The organism is Priestia sp. AB (assembly GCF_028369225.1).
Lineage (GTDB): Bacteria > Bacillota > Bacilli > Bacillales > Bacillaceae_H > Priestia > Priestia megaterium.
Genome location: NZ_JAQMYN010000002.1, coordinates 45,921 through 63,125 on the forward strand (window position 1 = coordinate 45,921; position 17,205 = coordinate 63,125).

Consider the following 17,205-nt stretch of genomic DNA (forward strand, 5'->3'; position numbering starts at 1 on the left):
TTCAAAAATTTTTTAGTGAACTTCCCTTTATTTGGTACAGGCGGCTCCCATTATGCTCTCGCATCTAATTCAGGTTCCTATTTATGAATGCAATGCCCTTAATGATTGTGTGAACAGTGGCTAATATTCGACTTCTATCATCTCCATGTTTATTTGAAGTTCTTGCACGAGAACCTCACTATAATGTTATAGTCATACACTTGTTACATGTTAATGGAATGAGTGATGATAAAGAAAGTTAAAAAGATCAAATTAATTTAAGTTTAAGATGTCTCCATTGGGATAATATATAAATAAGCTAGATTTAATGATAATCTGGTTTATTTTCTACATTTTAGGAGGCAACAAAAAATGGAACACGGTAAAGTGAAATGGTTTAATGCTGACAAAGGTTTTGGATTTATTGAGCGCGAAGGTGGAGAAGATGTATTTGTTCACTTCTCAGCTATTCAAGGTGAAGGCTTTAAATCCTTGGATGAAGGTCAAGAAGTGACTTTTGATATCGAACAGGGGCAACGTGGACCACAAGCGACAAACGTAAATAAAGCATAAGAAACCATACTAAAAAACAGACTCTATTTTCAGAGTCTGTTTTTACTTAAAAAGATTTTTATATCAAAACTTATTCATCAATAATTATAGTTCGTGTTTTTTACATAATGACTTTTTAAAATTGTCACTAATTCATTCCATACTCTTCTATTTACTATTTCTCCATCACTAAATATTTTCTCACTCATAGCTCTTATCCTTTTTTGCGCCTGTGTATATTACTTACAAAATAATAAGCGTATTAAGAAATCTGCTGTTTTTGTGTATATGACTTTTTTCATAAAATTGATATCTTGGGCATAATACAGGATAGACACTTGGTAGAGGGGGGGGATTGTGTGAGACTGAAGGATGGAAACTTTTATACAGATAGTAGAACGAATAAGGTATATAGATTAAATGAAGATAACAAAGGAAGTTGGTACCTGAGTTCTCATGATGATGATGAAGATAATAATCAAATGTCAAGAACTTCAGGGCGTAACATGATGAAAATGTTAAAGAGTTTTTATAACAAAGTGAACGAGTGAACGATAGTTGAAAATTTACAGCTCTGGAAAACAGCATAAAAAATATAAAGCTAGCTTAACACAGTTAGCTTTATTTCTAATTTATAGAGCTAGTTATCATAATGTTTTTTAGGGATTAAGCAACGATACTAACAAAAAATTTTTAGCCTTGCCATTGGGAATCCCCTATTATTTAATTTCGATTGCAGAAGCCTTGTTGTCCCTATCCGACGCCATGATACCATTTCTATATTGTTTTTTGAAAAATCATCTATAATTGATATTGTTTTAATCTCATATTGAGATATATAATAAAAGCAAGAAAAAGAAAACGCTTTCTATTTTTAAATACATTGTTACTTCTCAAACTATAAGGAGGATTTAAAATGAGCCAAGTGGAAAGAAATTCTAAAGTGCAGAAATTAGTTGAGTATCAAAAATTCAATGAAGAAGAAGTTTCGAAGATGACAGATCCGCAGGTTGAATATTATCACTGGCTCTATTTTGATGATTCCGCTTATGATTATATGTAACTCACTATAAAATAAGAAAAAAGCACAAAAACGTTCGTTTCCAACGGGTTTGTGCTTTTTTCATTTCTTTAATTATAGGATTACTCGTTTTTAAGACCATTTCCTGTGACAACAAAGTGAGAGCTGTCTTCCTTCCGCTTGAAAAGTCTCCAGAACTCACTGTATTCATCGTCTTCTGACGTATCTGGAAACACCTCTAATAAATAACCTTGAGATAAAAAAATCTTTAGCCCTCCTACTTCGTCCGAGTCAACTCTTTCTACAATCGTGTGTTCGTTTATATCTTTTATAAAAGATGCAATTCGTTCATCAAATCGATTATTTCCTTGGATATCCCATTCAAAGTGCTCATTTTCATTCTCCAATCCTATTCTTGGAGAATAGAAATCCCCTGACCCTACTACAATTTTATTACCTTTGGCAATACGCCAAGAACATTGAATATGTAAAGCGTATTCAGCTGCCTCTTCCGTTCTCCCCCTTTTGAATACATAATCCAATTACCAATGCTTATTCTTTTACATGTAAATAATGTCTACTCTACTGTTTTCTAGACGAACGCTAGGAAACGATTTTAGCCACAGTAAATAAGTGCAGCTTGATGCTTCAGCTTTGCTTGTTTATTAAGCCCGTTTTTAAATAATTAATACCAAGAGCTCTTAATTGTTTAAAAATAGTATTTAGTTACTCCGATCATTAGCATTAAATGTATCTTGTTTAACGTTTAATGTATGGTCACTGATTTCAACTGTTTCGTCATTTATCCATTTAACCGTGGCTGTTTCCTGAGGATAGTTCCGATAGATGTTTTTTCTTTTATAGTATATATAAGTTATAGAACTACTCGTTATTGTACTCCTCTAGGTCTTTCCATTTTGCAAACTTGTTTCTAAAATACCTAGATACTTCTTCGTCCTTGCTCAGAAGTAAAATTAAAGATGAGTCCCAAAAAACTAATTCTATAATTGCTTTAGGGTGCTGAATTATTGGTGCTTCAATCCAAAAATCTGGATTACCATCAGCATAAGGCTCTTCTTTAAGCACATCTAAATTTATAATTTCTTTCTTATCAAAGGCAGAGAAAACTCCCCATATAAAATAGATGTCCTCTTTATTAGCAAGCTCCGTGAGCTTTTCACCTGTAATCCAGTATGTACTAGTGTTCGTTCTGTTGTTGTAAATTCTGTAGTCAGTAAAGTAATGAAGATACTTATCTGGAAAAGATCCATCTAAATCACTCAACAACCAATTGTACTTCTCATGGAGATTATTAAAAGAACTTACTATTTCCTTTAAATCATAAAAGCTCTCCAAGATAGTATTCTTGTATGTTTCCTCCATATGTTTTACCATTTTCCTAAGTGATTTTTTTGTACACTATATACAAGAATAGTTAACATAACGCTCATTCAAACTCACTAGGACACCAAATAGCTATGTCACCACCCGGAATTGCAACTAAAAGCCAATCAACTCCTCCAAAAGGGTCTCCTAATTGCCAGCATTCGTAGTTAGGATCGTAGCCATTCACAAATAAAATCCTCCCCGATTCTAGAGAAATGATAAGATGAGGCGATACAGTATCTAGCTGAACGTTTACTACTTTTTGTCTCCTAATATCCCAAATATGTTTAAAATGTTGCTCTTCTGTATTAAAGGGCACTTCACCCTCTGATGATGGGTATGTATCACAGGCTTCAGGATATACAGTCCAATTTGTTTCGATGTTTAAAACAAAATCACCATCATCTTTTCTATTATAATTAGTAAAATACAATAGAGTTGTAGAACTATCAATCCCAAATTTCAGGCCGTCTATTTGACTGCCAATAAGTAAGTGCTTCAGTACTCGTTCTGCAAATTTTTGGTCCTCTATTTTCACTGTGCTGGCTCCTTTAAAAGCATTTTTGATTTATGCCATATAAAAAGTGAGCTAAAAAACCCACTTTTACCTTTCTAGTTAACACTTGGTGCATTCATATTAAACATAGGGTAAATAAAAAAGCTCTGTATGAAAAAACCGTCTGTTTATTTCTGCTTTTTCCCTTCTCTTACTTCGCTGATTGTCTTTATAAATTCACCCTCAGTTACTCCTAGATAGGAGTCGGAGCGACGGACATACACAATCCTGAGGTTTCTGTAAGGTCCAGGTATTGAAAAGAGTTGTACTAACCCTTCCCGCTCATATCTTTCCGCTAATGACCGGGCTATAAGTGTCACACCAAGACCAGAAACAACTGTCCCCATAATCGTTTCAAGTGTAGCAAATTCCATGATTTTTGGTGATACTATTTGTTCGTCTTTTAACCACTGCTGTAGTCTTTCTCTATATTGGCAGCCTTCATTAAATAAAATGAATGGTAAGTGCAGCAACTCTTTGGCAGACTGAATCTGTTTCTTTCCTTTTTCATTTGCACTGCATACAAGTACAATTTCTTCATCAAAAGCTGGAATTTGATCAAGCGTTGACACATTTACTGGTTCTGCTACAAATGCCCCGTCTAACTGAAACTTAAGAACTTTCTCTATTAATTGTGTACTTACTCCTGATACTAGAGAAATATCCACATTTTTGTGCTTATTATGATAGGAAGAAATGATTTCAGGAAACCCTACTACCGTTTCAACTAATCCAATACGTAATGATCCAACAAGGTTACGCTCATCTTGAAATGCTTTCTGTATTTCATCCATCAGCCGCATCATTTGTTCTCCATATGTTAAAAGTTTTCGACCTTCTACATTTAATGTCATTCCTCGTCTGTGACGATGAAACAATGGGTGTCCAATTTTTCGTTCAAGAGACCGAATACGTGCTGTTACATTTGGTTGGACATAGCCTAGCTTATCAGCGGCAAGGCTTACACTGCCGTATTCTGCTACAGCCATAAATATGCGTATATCTTCTACTTCCATAAACATCCTCCTTTCCACTTACATTCATTTAGGTATTAATAATAGTGATATCTATAATCATTTATCATTATTTTACAAGATATCAAGCTCTAGATAAAATAATGACATCCGAGTGCTACTGCAATTATTTAGTAGCAATTACGTAAAGTTCTTAAAATGAGGTGACTGAAAGGAGGAGATCTAATTGTTTTATTTACTATTGTTTCTTGCCATCATCTTGGAGGTAGTCGCAGTATTTTTTCTTAATCTTACAAATGGATTCACAAACTTTGTTCCTACTGTTCTCGCCATACTATTTTATTGTTCTTCAATTGCTGCTTATATGCTACTTAACGCCAAAGGTGAAGTAGGAGTAGCAAGTGCTTTGTATGCAGGAGGAGCAACTGTACTTGTTGTTGTCACAGGTATTATCTTTTTTGATGAAACTATTTCTTTATCTAAAATTTTAGGAGTTTCTCTTATTATAATCGGTGCAGTTTCTCTTAACATTAAAGGGAGCTCTAAAGAAAGAAGGACAGCGTAATGGGATACGTATTTTTAACGATGGGCTTAGTTTTAGGCATTGCAGGCCAAATGTGTGTAAAACTATCTAAAGGCTTTAGACAAACTGTTCCCACCATAGGCGCATTTCTACTCTTCATTGCTTGTATTTATTTTATTTCTCTAACGACGCACTATTTTGAAATGGGAATCGTTTTTGCTATATGGGCAGGGCTGACGATTGTTAGTACAACGCTGTTAGGTATTTATATATTTAAGGAATCAAAAAACAAAAGAAAGATTATCTCGGTTACTCTTATTATTACAGGTGTTATTATACTGAAAGCTTTCTAATAAAAATAAGATAAATAAGGCCCTTACTTAACTTACAAGTAAGGGCACCATAGAAGGAGTTAAAAACAAGGAGGTATTGGTCATCGACCGTCCATTGCTATAGTTGGTTATTGGTAAATAGTAACAGTGTAATAAGTCATTGGATTATTGGTTTTATCACTTGCCATCACAATAGTACTTTGAGTACACTAAACATTCTTCTTCTATGCCTTGAAGGGAGTCTCACCTCTTCAAGGGTTAAAAATATTTATCTCCATCAAACTCTAACTCTATTTGATAGTTTTTAGCGTTAATTAAATTTGATAATCTATTTGCTTTCTTTTCAACCTCTAGACCTTTTAGGCGATATTCTTCAGGATCAAATGTAGCCACTTTAATAATGGATACCCCTTCTCCATAGTAAGGATATTCTTCTTTAGACGATGATCCAAACTCTTTGTATTTTCTTGCTTTGGCACGTAATTGAGTGGCGTATTCAATCGCTTCTACAATTGTTAGTTTGTGTTCATTATAAGTAATATTATTTTGAATATTGGCTTGATAAATTAATTTATCAAGTAGACGCAAATCCTTTCGAATATCCTCTAAATCCTGTTCAACATGAGATAGTGATCGAGCTTGAGGAGGAATCTTCTCCCCTTTTTCAATCTCTACAAATGCAACACGGTCCATCTCTTCTTCTAGTTCGTGTATTCGTTTTGATAATACACTTTTCAATTTCACAGCCTCTGCTAGAGAAATTTTAGACATAGATCAAAGCTCCTTTATTCATAAACTTAATTTTTACTATTTTATTGTTCTAATACCTTTTCATAATAAGGAGGTGTTGTACCACTTCCTCCATACCCTGAGACACTGCTGCGATTTACTTTATAAGACATTACATAGTGTCCTTTTCGTTTCCCGTTGGTCCAGTTTTCTTCAAAGGTCACAAGGTATAACTCTTTATTTAACTTTTTAGCACAGGTGCTTCTTTGAACGTGATATCCCTCAAACGTTCCTTTCCACGTTCCCGCTTTATCAGGAAATAGATCAATATCCGTTCCTTCACCACTTGTCGCAAACTCTATGGCATCTTCTTTCGTAAATGGCGGAAGACTAGGTGATATCGCTTTTAGTATACTCCAACTGAGAAGTAAAAGAATAAGAGGTATAATTAGCAATACTTTTGTACTTTTTTCCCTGTCAATTCTTCTTTCTACCCACCAATCTATACATGCATATAACATAGCAGCTGCCATCCCGTAATAAGCCAAATATGTATCTTGAAAAAACAAACCGTTAATTAAGCCTAATATGCCGTGGAAGAAGACAAATAGCCACCTCATGTTGGGAAGCCATTTCTTTCGAATAGCGTCCAGTTTAGCTGAGACAAAATTTCCGTATACAGCAATAACTGCCCCTACATAAAAAAGATATACAAGGAACCCCCCTGCCATGTCATTTCCAGTATGATACGATAGTTCTTCTCCGTCAGTTAGCTGTTGAACCAGACCTGTTATTGTCAAAAGGTAAGCTAAAATAAAGCTTGTAGAAAGAGTTGTTATCGTCTTTCTCAAAATCACATAATCTTTTTCACTTTCCATAAAGGGTACCTTTTTCTACTTATTTCTATATGTTTTATATTAAACCATATTTCTTCATATAAAGGTAACTTACAAACAAAAAATTGTGATTGATACTATTTATTTTAGTGGCTTTGTTATAGTAAGTCGTTAATCACAGAAGTACATATATTAAGCTGATTTGTGTTAGACTGTTACAAGCTTAATACTTTGAAAAAGAAAGGCTGAAAAAAACATGACACAAATGAATACAGCATTTCGTGATGCGCTTATCAAATCACTGCGAGGTGAAAGAGGCCATCTTCCGACGATTAACGCAATAACTGATATTAATATGGAGCTTGCTTCACATAAACAAGAAGAATTACCTTATTCTATTTATCAATTAGTGAAGCATATGAGCTATTGGCAAGACTTTTTACTTGCCCTTGCTAAAGGAGAAAACCCTGAAAGACCGAAAAGTGTAAGTGAAAGCTGGCCTGAACACCCTGCTCCGGTTGATGAGGAAGAATGGAAAAAGACAATCCAGCATTTTTGTGATGGAATTGACGAAGCTTGTCACTTAGCTGATACATTAGCAATCGAAGAACCTCTGGATGCTTGGCCAAGTGAAACCCCAGGGGGATTACTGCGTAATATTGCTTCTCACAACAGCTATCATCTAGGTGAAATTGTCATTATGAGAAGGTTAAATGGAGCATGGCCACCGCCAACAGGAGGCTTTCCTGCTTAATAAAAACCGATTGAGCCCCAATGATTGGCAGAAACAAAGCCCTAAGAATCGTCGATTAGACACTTTTAGGGCTTTATTTTAGTTATGTGCTATTACCTTTTATTTTATCTATAAATCAATTGATTACTGAATTCGATTTTCAGTACTCTAAAAATCTTTGTCTTCGTGTAATTAATTACCTATAAGAATAATATGTCAGACGAAGCAAGTCTTCTTCTGCATTTCTGACAATTGAAAGTGTGCAACATTGCAATGACCATGTAAACTTTCACTATGATGCTTTATAATTTGTTCCGTACTTAAACCTGTTGCGGCTCGCTGTTGAATACCCACCTCATTGATAGTAGCTGTTTTGACTGCATTATCTATGTAGTGTTGTATCTAAATTTATGACAAGCTCAGTGAGCAACTTAACGAATGTTCTTTACCCCTTGGTCTTTTAACTAGTTCTCCTCCACAGTTAGGACAAATATACATCTCGTTTTCACTACATTTATCACAAAATGTACATTCATGTGTACAGATATAAGCAACAGAGCTATTATGGAGTTTCTTATTGCACTTTTCGCATGTATTTCTCATTTCTAAAGCCATTAAATCCCTCCTTTTGATATAATTAAATTGTATTCTATAAATTTCTATTTTTACATATGTTTCTTATTGTATTACTAAGTAATAACTTTAATATTGACGGAAAACCTATTATTTTAATTTATAATTTAAAGCGGGGTATGTTTTATGGATGAAATTGATAAAAATATATTACTACATCTACAAGAGAATGCTCGTTTGTCCGTTACACAGTTGGGAAAGCTGGTTGGTTTATCTACCCCTGCTGTTAATGAAAGAGTAAAAAAACTTGAAGAAAAAAATATAATAGATGGATATAGAGCAATAATTAATCCTGAAAATTTTAACAAACCTGTAACTGCTTTTATTTTATACAGCAATACAAACTGCAGACAATTTGTAGAATATTGCAAAGAACACCCTGAAGTTATCGAATGTCATCGTCTGGCAGGTCAATACAACTACTTAGTAAAAGTTTTAACTAATTCCGTTCAATCTCTTGAAACATTCATTGATGAATCTATGGCTTTTGGTCAGCCATCTACATTGATTAAACTTTCCTCACCAGTTGTTTATAAAGCAATAAAGTAGATTAATAATCTACTCTTTTTTATTACTGAATCTATTCAAGGTAATTCTATTATAAGAAGAACATGTTCTGTTAATGGTCACCTTTTTAACTGACCAGCTAGCGGAATTAGAAGTGCATAGAATTTACAATTGCAGTTACCATACTGTCTGTTCTCGACAGGTATTTTTCTATACGTTCATATGTTATAATAGAGAAAGAACATAAATTAAAATTATATGGTCTCTTTGTACCCTAGGTTTCCTTATAATGGAAAGAGGTACTTTTATGAATATACTTGAAATAAAAAAAACGCTTTATACTCTGATTCAATATGAGGATAGTGCTATTACTCATACCATTCCTCAAGTACTGGAACTGTCGTATTGTAAAACATCTAAGATTTTTCAAATCACTACACTTACGGATCAAAAAACCTTAAATTATAACGATTATGATATAGATAACGCTTCTGAAGCTTTATACAAGATCTTAAACTGAAGAAAGCAATTCAATGATTCTTCTATCTTTTATTTAACAAACGTGCGATTGCACAATATGTTATTTTAAACAAAAGAAACTCCTGATATATGTTCAGGAGTTTCTTTTGTTTTTCTAACGTATACAAGATACAAATCTAATTTTAAAAAACCATTTAAAAATATTTAAAACAACACGAAACTATAAAGACGATGCCACTATTTCTTTAATCAGAAACTTCCTCTGAAAGTAGCACCATCTAAAGATTCATATCATATGTATCTTTAAAAACGTAGAAGTTACTTTAGTTATTTTCATTTTAAAGGTTATTTACTAGAAGTAATTCCCAAAAAATGAAGTGCGTTTTTTACAGTAGCCATTGTCCGGGTAGAATCTAAATTAATACCTAGCTGTACAGCAGAGCGAGATAATTCTGGCCTTAATCCTGTTAAGATACATTGCACTCCAAGTAGTGACATAACGCTATTAATTTTAAAAAGATGCTCCGTTACAATTGAATTCAATGTATAAATACCGGAAAAATCTATAATTAAACAATTTATATTTTGCGTCTGCACTTTTACTGGAACAGCCATTAAAAGTTGGTTTGCTCTTTCCTCATCTATGGATCCTACTAAGGGAAGTACAGCGATTCCCTCTAAAAGAGGAACAAGGGTTGTAGACAGTTCATTTATTTGCTTTATTATTTCTTTTTGTCTTGTTTCACTCTCTTTTTTTACCGTAATATCTCTCACATAGGTTTGGATTACTTTTTTATCTCCCAGCAGCAAGGGATGACAATATAATTCAACATTAACAGTTGTCCCGTCCAATCTAAATATGGTTTCCTCAATGAGCTCTGCTGGACGTTCATAAGCAGATTGGATTCTTTCTCTTATTGCTGCTTTAGATGTTTCTTGAAATATATCTAAAGGACTGGCACCTATAATATCTTCCCTTTTTCCTCTAAAAAAATGTTCAGCTGCGTGGTTAACATATATAATCTTATGATTTGAATGAATAATGAGTGGATCTAACGCATATTCAATGACTTCTTGATAATCAATACCCGAAATGTTTTCATTCATAATTTTCACTCCTTAATATGAAGGTTAGACTACTATTTCAAATTTATCAAGGGTTCAATTGCTTGTTTAAGATCTTAAAAAACGATAATAAAGTTTCTGTTGAAGTTATAAATAAGAAATAGTAAGAAAATAAAAGATTAAAAGGTCGTCTGTCCTTTACAGAATACAAATAAAAACAGCCCTTGGAAATGAATTCAAGGGCCCTCTCTGCATTTATTTAAATCATACCTTCTCAAGGTTTAAATATGGTGTAAGGCTGTATCAGGAACTGTAGGGTAAGAATGATTTACTTTCACTTCAAACTGAAATTCTTTTTGATGACGAAATATATTAATTCTTCTTTTAGATCATTTACAGAGTTTTATCTTTTCCTCTTTTGCCCTTTACCCTATTCTCATTTGAATGAATCGTTTGATCTCTATTTCTTTTTCTTCTACTAAGAAAATAGATAATAAAACCTACTAAAACTAATAAAGTAATTAGAAGGATGCTTGTAGGAAAGTATAACGTCCCTATGTGGATACCAAAAAATTGAATCATTATCCTTTCACCTCCATATGAGAGTAGTAAACGACTCTAGTAATATACTTTTCGTTCAGTATCTTTCATATTCATAAACCCTTTGTACAGAAGAACAAATATTATATATAAAGCAACATGCTAGTATGATTTACTAATAGTTCTCGATCAGTTAGTTTCTTCGAAAGTTATTCCTAGGAAAAACCATTACATATCTTTTTTTGCAATAATGATTATACGTTCTTGTTTCATTTCACCGACACACTGTTTAGCTTCTTCTTGGGTTAAACCTAACGAGGCCATTTTAGAATGAAGTTCATCTTCACGAGAAAATAACTTATTAACTGCGGATTCAAAAACTCCTTGTTCAGAAGCTCGATATTCTTTTGTATTTGTTGTATTTGTTAAATATTCCGAGCGCTCTTTATTATAGGTCAATAAATAAATTTCGTTTTTACTAAACCCGTTGGCAAAAAACTCTTCAATAAACTTATTTGCCTGACCACTATTTTCTGCTACTTTAATTTCCTTCACTATTTTCTCCTCCTCTATCCCCATAGAATATGTCGTTCTACTAATAGGTGTATCCTTCAGCAGCCAATTAAAACCAATTTATTCGGATATGGGATAAAAGACTATAAAATATCATCTAAATATTGTATAAAGTGGGGTAAATTATCTACTTCTAAGAGAATAAAATATAGACTTCTTTTCCTTTGTAGAAATATCAAAAGAGAACTTTTTATGTAACCTTAAAAAATTCCCCCTCTATTGTCAGAGGGGGAATTTTAGTTAACCTTTCGCTAAATCTAGCGCTTTATCTGCCTTTTTTAAATCGTGATTTACTTGTTCTTCTACATCATAGGCGTGATACATTTCATTATCAATCATATATTGAGCAATCTTTTCATGAAGCTCGATGGTTTCATTTAATTGCTTTTTTAATACCTTTCGAACTTCCGGCGTCGCTGTTTCAGTAAGCGCTACAGCATATGTTCGTACACCACTCTTAGCTGATAATAATAAATCAGTCGCAATAGCAAGATCGTCTAACGTTTTAGTAAGAGTACTTTTAGTGGCCATTTTTCTACCCCTCCTATTTATTGAGCTTTCTTTAAGATTTTTTTCAATTCTTTAATCGCTTCAGTAGATGTTTGAACATCTTCTTCAAGAATCTTTTTTAATTCCTCATCCTCTACCAATTCCAACATCGCTGTTCCTTTTGTTACACATGATGTTTTAAGCGTTAAGATTTCATGAACTTCTAGCGTTTCGTGCATAGCTAGTCCCTTTGCCATGTTTGTATCCTCCTTGTCATTTTTTTGACTTGTGAATTATATTCCCAAATCATTTCCATTTAAACAAGTATTAATTTTTTTTTTTTGAAATTTTAGAAAAATAAATAGGAATATTAAAACTAACAAAAATAATCACCTATCTTTTGCAATTGACCTTCGGTTTTATTGCAGAATAAATCCCTTTAGGTGTAATATGTAACCCTTCAATGAACCTTAAATTGTAAGTCTTTCTTTCTAGACCTTTTTAATCGTTTAAAATTGCGTAATACATTTTGTAAAAGGTGTGATTTTATTAATTTTTTACATATTACCATCAAGGCTGTTGTTCTCTCTTTTGTTGATGTTATATCCAGGGTAATTTACGGTCAAATAATTGGAGAAAAAGATGTTCAAATAGAAAGTCTTATCGGTCTTTTTATTGGTTTTTTTATTGGGATTTTCTTAATTTCCTGCTTTACTGACTATCGTAAAAGGCACAAAAATCATAAATAAAATAACCAAGTTCGTTTGCGCAACCATTTCAATTATCAAGTGAGTTAACCCAGCTTGGATTAACGCACTTGATAATTACACTTGAATCAACATAACTCACTTTTCTATAAAATCTAAACATACTTTTAAATATTAAAGCGAGGATCCGTTTGGAAGGAAAGAGTAAGGTTAATTGATGAATTCAGGGTGATTATCACACTCGATTACCTTCTAGGCCGATGATTTTTCTGATGACTTATTGCCAGGTGCAAACCAACCTAATAGAGCAATACCAACTAATACTCCATAGAAAATTAGAGTCCAGATGGTGCTATGAGGAAAATGGGGATCTAAGACACCAATATCTTTATGTGCAAAAGTAATAACAGCAAGTTTCACACCTACCCAGGCAACAATGGCGTATGCTGTCGTTTCTAGGGCAGGTCGCTTTTCAAGGAGTTTTACGAACCAGGTCGCTGCAAACTTGATTAAGATAAGGCCTGCAATCCCTCCAAGAACTACAACTGCAAACTGCCCTCCGTCCATACCACCGATTTCTCCAAACTGTGAATCCGGAAGTCCAAGTGCTATAGCAACCGCAGCTAAAATAGAATCAATGGCAAAAGCTAGGTCGGCTAACGCAATTTTGCTCACCGTAGGCCAGAACCCTTTGCCAGCAGACTCCTTTTCATCATCATTATGAATATTCTCATTGTGTTTCCCAAACCGCGCCTTAATGACATGCTTTAAACCTAAATACAGAAGATAAGCTGCTCCTATCGCCTGTATCCACCAAACGTTGGCGATAAATGAAATGGCAAAAAGAGCTCCAAATCGAAAAATAAACGCCATAAGAATTCCGTAATTAATTGCTCTTTTCTTCTGGTCCTCGGGTAAATGTTTAGCTATAACTGCTAGTACAAGAGCATTATCAGCTGATAATAATCCTTCTAACCCGATTAGAATCAATAATGCCCATACATATTCGAGCCAAATAGATTCCATCCGCTTCTCCCCTTTCCAAAATATAAGCTGTTATGCTAAAGGTTTTGTTTACAATAGAATAACCATATATACTAAACGCAACTCTAAAAGCTAGGATTTTCATTATTTTAACACTAACCTTTTATAAAGTATTATTTAAAATACAAATAAAAACCAAATTATTAAATTTTTACGTTTTCATCATATAACTTCGTCTTGTTAGGTTGTTAATGAAAACGTTGAACCACCATTTATTTATAAGTTTGTCACTTAACATGTAATCGCTATCATTTACCGATTTCCACAAAGTACTTACGGCCAAATAAAAAGCAGCTAAAACATATTGATCAATATGTTTTAGCCGCTTTTTATTTCTTTTTTTGACGCTGGAATAAAAACGTCAATTAGGACTAATCCCCACCCAAAACAGGTCCACTAGAGCCTGAGCCGTTTTTTCAGGGCCTCCTAATTCTGTAATTAATTCTTTTTTGTTCCGAATCATTGTTACCGTGGAAAATGTATGCGCAAGCAATCTGGGACTTGCTACGACGATTTCTCCGCTGTTTGCAGCTTGCTTGAATACGTTCTCCAATGCCTCATGTATTGCTTTCTCCGCTTCACGAATTTCATGAATATGACCTTCTGTAAGCGAAGAAGTCGCTTCTTGCAATAATGTTTCAAAATCAATATGCGGTCTTTTTAAATGATCTAATGTTACCTCATATAATCTGTGTTTCAGCCCTTTGGAGTTTTGTAATAATTTCTCTGTCTGTTTTGTGATACGTTGGAACATACTTGATACCGAAACGGTAAACAAAGTTGCCTTATTTTTAAAATAGTAGTAAACGCTGGCCTTGGTCACATCGCATGCTTCAGCCACTTGCTCCATTGAAACTTTTTCGTATCCATATGCCATAAAGAGATGGGCAGCTGTTTTTAAAATTTGCTCTCTTGTTATATTATTTTCAGTTGTTATTTTAGGTCTGCCAGGCTTTTTTTTCGGTGTCTTATCAGTATTCATAAGGGCCCTCCTTCTAGTTCAAGAAATTGGCACATTTAAACTAGTTGATTAATTAACCTTCTGGTATATATAATTATTGAAGGTTCTATATATATTGTAATAGAAACAAACAGATTTGGAAATGAGGGAGAATTAATGAAAGAATCACCTTTAGCAACATTCAGTCGATTGATGACTGGAAAAGTGAGTCGTTGGGTTGTTATTGCCGTATGGATTCTGGCAACTGCATTTCTAACAATTGCTTGGCCTGCCGTTAATAAAACGGAAGTGAACAATGCACCAAACTTAAGTAAGAATTCACCTTCCGTAGAGGCTGAAAATCTTATAAAGAAAGAATTCCCTAACTCTTCAGGGGTTCCTGCCCTGCTTACATGGCATAAAGATTCAGGTTTGAATACCGATGACTTAAAATCTATTCAGCAAGTGGCGGCAGATTTAGAAAAGAAACCATTAGAAGAACAAACGTCTACTCCGCCTTTGCACAAATTACCGTTAGCAGCTCTACAAAAAATGATATCAAAAGATGGTACCACGCTTGTACAGCCTATTTTCTTTAAAGAAAACGTTGAGACGGATGTACTAGAAAAAAATCTAGATACGATTAAACAACAAGTAAAAGAAAACGTTTCATACGATTCTTTTGCGACAGATATCGATGAAAAAGATAAATTAAGCACGCGCGTTACGGGTCCTGTAGGAATTCAAGTAGATGCAACGAGCTTATTTGAAGGAGCAGACGTTTCGTTACTAATTGCGACAGTTTTATTAGTCTTAATTTTACTTCTTGTCATTTATCGTTCCCCAATTTTAGCGATTATTCCTTTAATCGGTGTGGGTTTTGCCTATGGGGTGCTGAGTCCGATTCTCGGTATTTTAGCAGATAAAGGATGGATTACAGTTGACTCGCAGTCCATATCCATTATGACTGTTTTATTATTTGGAGCCGGAACAGACTATTGTTTATTTTTAATTTCTCATTATCGCGATGAGCTTCGCAAAGTAAAAGACAAGAGACAGGCACTTATCAACGCCTTTAAAGGTGCTTCAGGTGCTATAGCGATGAGTGGCTTTACGGTTGTCATCTCTCTTTTAGCTTTAATCGTAGCAAAATACGGTGCTTACCATCGTTTTGCAATCCCTTTTAGCTTATCTATTCTGATTATGGGATTAGCAAGTTTAACACTTATTCCCGCCCTGCTTTCGGTTATGGGAAGAGGTTCTTTTTATCCTTTCGTCCCTCGTACTCCTGAAATGGAAGAGGAATTGGCGAAAAAGAAAGGAAAACCGGTGCGTGACCGAAAAGCGAAAAACCGTTTCGGGAATTGGATTGGTAATGTGGTTACGACTAAACCATGGACAATCATTGTAGCTTGTCTAGTCTTTTTTGGAGCTTTATCCATTTACTCTAGTCAAATCAAGTACACATATGATTTATTGTCTTCTTTCCCTGAAGATATGCCTTCTCGTGAAGGATTTACGATTATTTCTGATGCTTACTCTCCTGGTGAACTAGCACCAGCACAAGTAGTCATTGATACGGAAGGAAAATCGGTTGACCTTGAAAAAGCATTAAAGAAAGATGACCTTATTAGTACTGTTTCTGCACCTCAAAGTGGTACAAATAATGAGGATCTAAAAGTATATGACGTTACGTTTAATGTGAATCCATATAGTATAGAAGCAATGAAAGCTATTCCAGACTTGAGAGATGCAGCTGAAAAGGCACTGTCACAGTCCGGAGTTTCCACAGTCAAATCCAAAGTATGGATCGGCGGTCAAACAGCAACGCAATATGATACGATGACAGTTAGTGATAAAGACGACAGTATCATTGTCCCATTAATTATTATTTTTATATCGCTCCTGCTATTGGCTTACTTGCGTTCCATTGTAGCCATGATTTACTTGGTTGGAACGGTTATCTTATCCTACAGTGCAGCCTTAGGATTAGGCTGGCTCATTATTCACAACATCATGGGGGCAGATGCTATCCAAGGAGCGATTCCTTTATATGCATTTGTATTTTTAGTGGCGCTTGGTGAGGATTATAATATCTTTATGATCTCAAGCATCTGGCAGAAAAAGAAGCACATGCCATTAAAGCAAGCAATTAAAGAAGGCGTAAGCGAAACAAGCGGTGTTATTACATCAGCTGGAATCATTTTAGCTGCTACCTTCGCGGTTCTAGCAACACTGCCTATTCAAGTTCTGGTTCAGTTTGGAATTATCACGGCTTTAGGTGTTCTGTTAGATACATTTATTGTGCGACCATTCCTTGTACCTGCGATTACTACGGTTTTAGGAAGATTTGCTTTCTGGCCAGGTAAAGTTGAAATGGTATCAGAAAAAGAGCAGTAAATATTTGAACAAAGATGTTATATATATAATTTACTATGTAGCTTCTATGAATATGAAAACAAGAAAAAAGCAAAGAGAATATTCTCTTTGCTTTTTTACTTCACTTCCATCTATTCTCTTTTTTATCTGTTAGCTTTACGGTAAATGGAAACAAGTGATAACCATCCTTAAGTTTCTTGTCCAAGCGTTCTTAATAGATTAAAAAA

At 34.3% G+C, this 17,205-nt stretch carries 22 protein-coding genes; 8 read left to right on the plus strand and 14 right to left on the minus strand.

Features of this window, described 5'->3' with window-relative positions; translation table 11 throughout:
- The first annotated feature begins 351 nt into the window (after positions 1-351).
- Both POF52_RS06490 and POF52_RS06495 read left to right on the plus strand, forming a co-directional pair.
- Positions 352-552: a cold-shock protein gene (locus POF52_RS06490; RefSeq protein ID WP_013056409.1), complete on the plus strand. Its 201-nt coding sequence runs from the start codon at positions 352-354 to the stop codon at positions 550-552.
- 895 nt (positions 553-1,447) lie between these two features.
- Positions 1,448-1,594 carry a BH0509 family protein gene (locus POF52_RS06495; RefSeq protein ID WP_013056404.1) on the plus strand — a complete coding sequence of 49 codons (147 nt, stop codon included), beginning with the start codon at positions 1,448-1,450 and terminating at the stop codon, positions 1,592-1,594.
- Positions 1,595-1,674: 80 nt separating this feature from the next.
- Here the strand turns inward: POF52_RS06495 and POF52_RS06500 are convergent, their stop codons facing one another.
- The 5 genes from POF52_RS06500 to POF52_RS06520 form a co-directional block, all read right to left on the minus strand.
- Entirely contained in the window at positions 1,675-2,094 is a 420-nt protein-coding gene (locus tag POF52_RS06500; protein ID WP_271991113.1) for a hypothetical protein, read from the minus strand.
- A gap of 180 nt (positions 2,095-2,274) precedes the next feature.
- Entirely contained in the window at positions 2,275-2,445 is a 171-nt protein-coding gene (locus tag POF52_RS06505; protein WP_176583807.1) for a DUF5412 family protein, read from the minus strand.
- On the minus strand, positions 2,435-2,935 hold the full coding sequence (locus POF52_RS06510) for a hypothetical protein (RefSeq protein ID WP_271991116.1): 501 nt from the start codon (positions 2,933-2,935) through the stop codon (positions 2,435-2,437). Before POF52_RS06510 ends, POF52_RS06505 begins: the two co-directional genes overlap by 11 nt.
- A gap of 64 nt (positions 2,936-2,999) precedes the next feature.
- Entirely contained in the window at positions 3,000-3,476 is a 477-nt protein-coding gene (locus tag POF52_RS06515) for a hypothetical protein (RefSeq protein ID WP_271991119.1), read from the minus strand.
- A 146-nt stretch (positions 3,477-3,622) separates the two neighbouring features.
- The gene (locus tag POF52_RS06520) at positions 3,623-4,510 is read right to left on the minus strand and encodes a LysR family transcriptional regulator (protein WP_271991120.1); all 888 of its coding nucleotides are present in this window, start codon (positions 4,508-4,510) and stop codon (positions 3,623-3,625) included.
- Between the two features lie 184 nt (positions 4,511-4,694).
- On the opposite strand from POF52_RS06520, the gene POF52_RS06525 reads away from it, so the two are divergent.
- Entirely contained in the window at positions 4,695-5,033 is a 339-nt protein-coding gene (locus POF52_RS06525) for a DMT family transporter (protein ID WP_074897174.1), read from the plus strand.
- Positions 5,033-5,344, plus strand: coding sequence for a DMT family transporter (locus tag POF52_RS06530; protein ID WP_047932960.1), 312 nt, complete (start codon positions 5,033-5,035; stop codon positions 5,342-5,344). Before POF52_RS06525 ends, POF52_RS06530 begins: the two co-directional genes overlap by 1 nt.
- Positions 5,345-5,581: 237 nt before the next feature.
- Here the strand turns inward: POF52_RS06530 and POF52_RS06535 are convergent, their stop codons facing one another.
- Together POF52_RS06535 and POF52_RS06540 are read right to left on the minus strand one after the other, a co-directional pair.
- The gene (locus POF52_RS06535) at positions 5,582-6,094 is read right to left on the minus strand and encodes a DIP1984 family protein (protein WP_271991129.1); all 513 of its coding nucleotides are present in this window, start codon (positions 6,092-6,094) and stop codon (positions 5,582-5,584) included.
- A 41-nt stretch (positions 6,095-6,135) separates the two neighbouring features.
- Positions 6,136-6,930 carry a hypothetical protein gene (locus tag POF52_RS06540; protein ID WP_271991132.1) on the minus strand — a complete coding sequence of 265 codons (795 nt, stop codon included), beginning with the start codon at positions 6,928-6,930 and terminating at the stop codon, positions 6,136-6,138.
- 214 nt (positions 6,931-7,144) lie between these two features.
- On the opposite strand from POF52_RS06540, the gene POF52_RS06545 reads away from it, so the two are divergent.
- A complete protein-coding gene (locus POF52_RS06545; protein WP_074897167.1) occupies positions 7,145-7,642 on the plus strand; it encodes a DinB family protein in 498 nt (165 codons plus the stop codon).
- Between the two features lie 387 nt (positions 7,643-8,029).
- On the opposite strand, the gene POF52_RS06550 is transcribed toward POF52_RS06545, so the two are convergent.
- Positions 8,030-8,236 (minus strand): DUF1272 domain-containing protein, encoded by a 207-nt coding sequence (locus POF52_RS06550; protein WP_016766371.1) that lies wholly within the window; start codon positions 8,234-8,236, stop codon positions 8,030-8,032.
- A 144-nt stretch (positions 8,237-8,380) separates the two neighbouring features.
- Between POF52_RS06550 and POF52_RS06555 the strand changes: the two genes are divergently transcribed.
- Positions 8,381-8,803: an Lrp/AsnC family transcriptional regulator gene (locus POF52_RS06555; protein WP_016766370.1), complete on the plus strand. Its 423-nt coding sequence runs from the start codon at positions 8,381-8,383 to the stop codon at positions 8,801-8,803.
- Between the two features lie 265 nt (positions 8,804-9,068).
- Positions 9,069-9,281, plus strand: coding sequence for a hypothetical protein (locus POF52_RS06560; RefSeq protein WP_016766369.1), 213 nt, complete (start codon positions 9,069-9,071; stop codon positions 9,279-9,281).
- Between the two features lie 305 nt (positions 9,282-9,586).
- Here the strand turns inward: POF52_RS06560 and POF52_RS06565 are convergent, their stop codons facing one another.
- From POF52_RS06565 to POF52_RS06590, 6 genes are all read right to left on the minus strand, one after another.
- The gene (locus POF52_RS06565; protein ID WP_176583691.1) at positions 9,587-10,348 is read right to left on the minus strand and encodes a PAS domain S-box protein; all 762 of its coding nucleotides are present in this window, start codon (positions 10,346-10,348) and stop codon (positions 9,587-9,589) included.
- A gap of 726 nt (positions 10,349-11,074) precedes the next feature.
- Entirely contained in the window at positions 11,075-11,401 is a 327-nt protein-coding gene (locus POF52_RS06570) for a general stress protein (RefSeq protein WP_016766366.1), read from the minus strand.
- 258 nt (positions 11,402-11,659) lie between these two features.
- Positions 11,660-11,950 (minus strand): spore coat protein, encoded by a 291-nt coding sequence (locus tag POF52_RS06575; protein ID WP_016766365.1) that lies wholly within the window; start codon positions 11,948-11,950, stop codon positions 11,660-11,662.
- A gap of 17 nt (positions 11,951-11,967) precedes the next feature.
- The gene (locus tag POF52_RS06580) at positions 11,968-12,165 is read right to left on the minus strand and encodes a hypothetical protein (RefSeq protein ID WP_016766364.1); all 198 of its coding nucleotides are present in this window, start codon (positions 12,163-12,165) and stop codon (positions 11,968-11,970) included.
- A 702-nt stretch (positions 12,166-12,867) separates the two neighbouring features.
- Positions 12,868-13,641 (minus strand): TerC family protein, encoded by a 774-nt coding sequence (locus POF52_RS06585; RefSeq protein WP_271991145.1) that lies wholly within the window; start codon positions 13,639-13,641, stop codon positions 12,868-12,870.
- A gap of 379 nt (positions 13,642-14,020) precedes the next feature.
- Positions 14,021-14,641 (minus strand): TetR/AcrR family transcriptional regulator, encoded by a 621-nt coding sequence (locus POF52_RS06590; RefSeq protein ID WP_176583694.1) that lies wholly within the window; start codon positions 14,639-14,641, stop codon positions 14,021-14,023.
- Between the two features lie 135 nt (positions 14,642-14,776).
- Between POF52_RS06590 and POF52_RS06595 the strand changes: the two genes are divergently transcribed.
- On the plus strand, positions 14,777-16,999 hold the full coding sequence (locus tag POF52_RS06595; protein WP_271991150.1) for an MMPL family transporter: 2,223 nt from the start codon (positions 14,777-14,779) through the stop codon (positions 16,997-16,999).
- The last annotated feature ends 206 nt before the right edge of the window (positions 17,000-17,205 follow it).

Coding starts and splice junctions, on each gene's coding strand:
- POF52_RS06490 (WP_013056409.1), top strand. CDS start 352: ATGGAACACGGTAAAGTGAAATGGTTTAATGCTGACAAAGGTTTTGGA.
- POF52_RS06495 (WP_013056404.1), top strand. CDS start 1,448: ATGAGCCAAGTGGAAAGAAATTCTAAAGTGCAGAAATTAGTTGAGTAT.
- POF52_RS06510 (WP_271991116.1), bottom strand. CDS start 2,935: ATGGAGGAAACATACAAGAATACTATCTTGGAGAGCTTTTATGATTTA.
- POF52_RS06520 (WP_271991120.1), bottom strand. CDS start 4,510: ATGGAAGTAGAAGATATACGCATATTTATGGCTGTAGCAGAATACGGC.
- POF52_RS06530 (WP_047932960.1), top strand. CDS start 5,033: ATGGGATACGTATTTTTAACGATGGGCTTAGTTTTAGGCATTGCAGGC.
- POF52_RS06535 (WP_271991129.1), bottom strand. CDS start 6,094: ATGTCTAAAATTTCTCTAGCAGAGGCTGTGAAATTGAAAAGTGTATTA.
- POF52_RS06540 (WP_271991132.1), bottom strand. CDS start 6,930: ATGGAAAGTGAAAAAGATTATGTGATTTTGAGAAAGACGATAACAACT.
- POF52_RS06545 (WP_074897167.1), top strand. CDS start 7,145: ATGACACAAATGAATACAGCATTTCGTGATGCGCTTATCAAATCACTG.
- POF52_RS06550 (WP_016766371.1), bottom strand. CDS start 8,236: ATGGCTTTAGAAATGAGAAATACATGCGAAAAGTGCAATAAGAAACTC.
- POF52_RS06555 (WP_016766370.1), top strand. CDS start 8,381: ATGGATGAAATTGATAAAAATATATTACTACATCTACAAGAGAATGCT.
- POF52_RS06560 (WP_016766369.1), top strand. CDS start 9,069: ATGAATATACTTGAAATAAAAAAAACGCTTTATACTCTGATTCAATAT.
- POF52_RS06565 (WP_176583691.1), bottom strand. CDS start 10,348: ATGAATGAAAACATTTCGGGTATTGATTATCAAGAAGTCATTGAATAT.
- POF52_RS06575 (WP_016766365.1), bottom strand. CDS start 11,950: ATGGCCACTAAAAGTACTCTTACTAAAACGTTAGACGATCTTGCTATT.
- POF52_RS06580 (WP_016766364.1), bottom strand. CDS start 12,165: ATGGCAAAGGGACTAGCTATGCACGAAACGCTAGAAGTTCATGAAATC.
- POF52_RS06585 (WP_271991145.1), bottom strand. CDS start 13,641: ATGGAATCTATTTGGCTCGAATATGTATGGGCATTATTGATTCTAATC.
- POF52_RS06590 (WP_176583694.1), bottom strand. CDS start 14,641: ATGAATACTGATAAGACACCGAAAAAAAAGCCTGGCAGACCTAAAATA.
- POF52_RS06595 (WP_271991150.1), top strand. CDS start 14,777: ATGAAAGAATCACCTTTAGCAACATTCAGTCGATTGATGACTGGAAAA.